Raw genomic sequence first — 2,392 nt, 5'->3', positions numbered from 1 at the left:
ACGGCCGTCTGGATCTGGAGGGCTCATCCCTTTCGATTGCCGCCATTAAACAAATCGAAGTTGTTCGCAGGCGAATCTTGCCTGACCCCAGAATACGGTTCGATATCTGAAGTTCCAGATAGGTTATCGCTGTCATCTGCGTCCTCAAAAAGAGGGCCGTTAAAGACATCGATATCATCATCGTTACTCAACGAATTCGCAAACCAATTGCCGTCCACACTCCGCAATTCTGCAGCACTATTTTCCGTCGCAGCAGAATTCAAGCGCGCGCTTGACCCTCCCCTAGCATTCAAAGTGATTTTCGCTTCCAAACTGGCGACGTCTTTTGAGCACGCATCAACGCGCTTCTTAAAAGTCTGCAGACGATCTATCCATAGATCAAGGTGGCTTATCGAAAGTCGAGCAAAATCGAATTGATACTCATGTAATTCCTCGGGGTTTTGTATTGATATTTCGCCATACGCTAATTTTTCGGCCTCGCTGCGAGCCAGGGCTTTCAGAGTTTCCTTAAACTCTTCTATCTCTTTTTTTATTTTATTTTTAAGGATACGTATTTTAATATAAAAACTTCATGCTTTATAATGTCTTTCTTGCATTTACTGATTTTATCATAGAATCCATTTTCGATGACGTCAGTAATAACTACATCTTTGCTGTAAGCTTCTTTCATAGCCTCCACAGTTTTTTCAAGAGACGTCAGTTGATAATAAGTTTCATTAGAAAAGTGCTTAAAATCTGGAGAAAGCTCTCCTTGTTCCTTCTGCAATTGGATAAATTTTCTTATGTGGGGTCCTATACGGCTGGTCTCCTGTTCGCAGGACTCACCGTTACGGATCGCGAGCCAATAGTTTTTTTTGACCACGGCGTCCTCCTTAGCAGCGAACTCCTGCTCAGCAGCGGTCATAGAACCATTATTGGTAACATCATCAGAGTTATCTTCAATAAATTCACACATATCTAATCGGAGCGATCCTCTCTGGGCCGTCCTCGCATAACGGTTTTTATCTTCCTGGTCTGCAATGTCGGCGGAAGTTATATAAACGTAATTTTCACTACCAGAAGCAATCCGGTTTTTATTTAGACGCGCCACTTCTTCTTCGTCTTCCTTGTCTGCTGCATCTTGTTCTATAATGCCCAGTCGTCTTTGTGGAGTTTTTTGACCAAACTCTACCCAGCCATAAGATCGTTCTCCATATTCAACGCATGGTTTCTTGTTGTCGAACGGCCTCGTTCTCGTGATTTTACTAAAGTCAACAATAAACTTACGCCTATTAGAATTATTACTACTTAGACGCCTCACGTCTTCTTGCTTCTTCTTACCAAACGGGCACCACGAAAACCACGAATTCGTAAAATTCACACCTTGCAAAATCAATAGCTTGACGAACGCGCCCAGACGAAAATTGCGGTTTTTCGAGATGTCCAGCTCATTGTTTCCGTTGTTTGCCCGAGGCGGACTACGGCTAACGGTCTCCGGCGCCACCGGCAAAAAAGCGCTACTCTTTTTCAGGATTGATTTGGGCTTGCTTGGACCCGAGCTTCCTTCGTCAATCTGGGTCTCATTGCTGCGTGGCGCCATACCTGCATTTTTAAACGGAATAGGCCGCAGACTCATATCTTTACCCTTTTCTTAACTACAATCACACACCTTGCACCCGATCCGCGGTGTCGTGCACGGCTGGCCTTTCTCGTGATCAAGAAAGGGCGCTGGTGGTAAAACTAGTTCAGCTGCAGATGGGATACTGTGTCAAACAGAACATGCAGCAGCTATCCATGACCCGATCCCAACCTATTTCAAAGCCCGCGCCACGACATCTCCTCCGGCCACCATCGCGAACTGCGCACAGCGGCGATGACCCTGTGGGCGAAAATTGCCCGAGCATGAGAGATATCGGCCGATGGCGTCTTTCGCTGGCCCTTCCTCCATTAAGTTTACGGTGCCGTCCATGATGGTCTGTCGGGTCCTGGGACGCTCTCTCGATGCCAGTTCCGAGATCGACCGCCGGTCCGCACTTCTGGACGAAACTTATCGCCGGGTGATTGCCCGGGCAGGGGCGTAATGGTTCCAGACGACGTCACGCAGATCATCGAGGAGTTGGAAGCTGGCCCATGCCTGTTGGGGGGTCCATTCGGCACTGAGAAGGAGCGGTAGGCCGCGATTGAGACCTGAAGGCTGGATCTTCCGGCTCATGATGCCCGGGACTGGCCCTGCAGCTGAAGCCATTGTTCGATTTCGGCGAGGGTGGTTTCACCAACGCCGTGTTCGCTCAGAAGCTCCGCCCTCGAATAGGCTGTGGCGATGGGGATCAGGTTCGTCGCCCGTTTTTTGGGTGTCTTTCCACCGCGCTCGGCATGGCGTCCTTTCATGAGGGCATCGAAGGCGCGGCGTGAC

The 2,392-nt window shown here is 48.8% G+C and carries 1 protein-coding gene and 2 pseudogenes; 1 reads left to right on the top strand and 2 read right to left on the bottom strand.

Annotated elements, in window-relative coordinates; all coding sequences use genetic code 11:
- Positions 1-529: 529 nt before the first annotated feature.
- A complete protein-coding gene (locus tag PDO_RS12750) occupies positions 530-1,615 on the bottom strand; it encodes a hypothetical protein (RefSeq protein WP_007602174.1) in 1,086 nt (361 codons plus the stop codon).
- Positions 1,616-1,766: 151 nt separating this feature from the next.
- Between PDO_RS12750 and PDO_RS29075 the strand changes: the two are divergent.
- Positions 1,767-1,885, top strand: a pseudogene (locus tag PDO_RS29075) (IS6 family transposase); the annotation flags it as partial.
- 302 nt (positions 1,886-2,187) lie between these two features.
- Here PDO_RS29075 and PDO_RS12745 read toward each other — a convergent pair.
- Positions 2,188-2,392: pseudogene (locus tag PDO_RS12745) on the bottom strand (hypothetical protein); the annotation flags it as partial.

Source organism: Rhizobium sp. PDO1-076 (assembly GCF_000247475.1).
Lineage (GTDB): Bacteria > Pseudomonadota > Alphaproteobacteria > Rhizobiales > Rhizobiaceae > Allorhizobium.
This window is presented reverse-complemented; position numbering and strand designations above follow the sequence as displayed.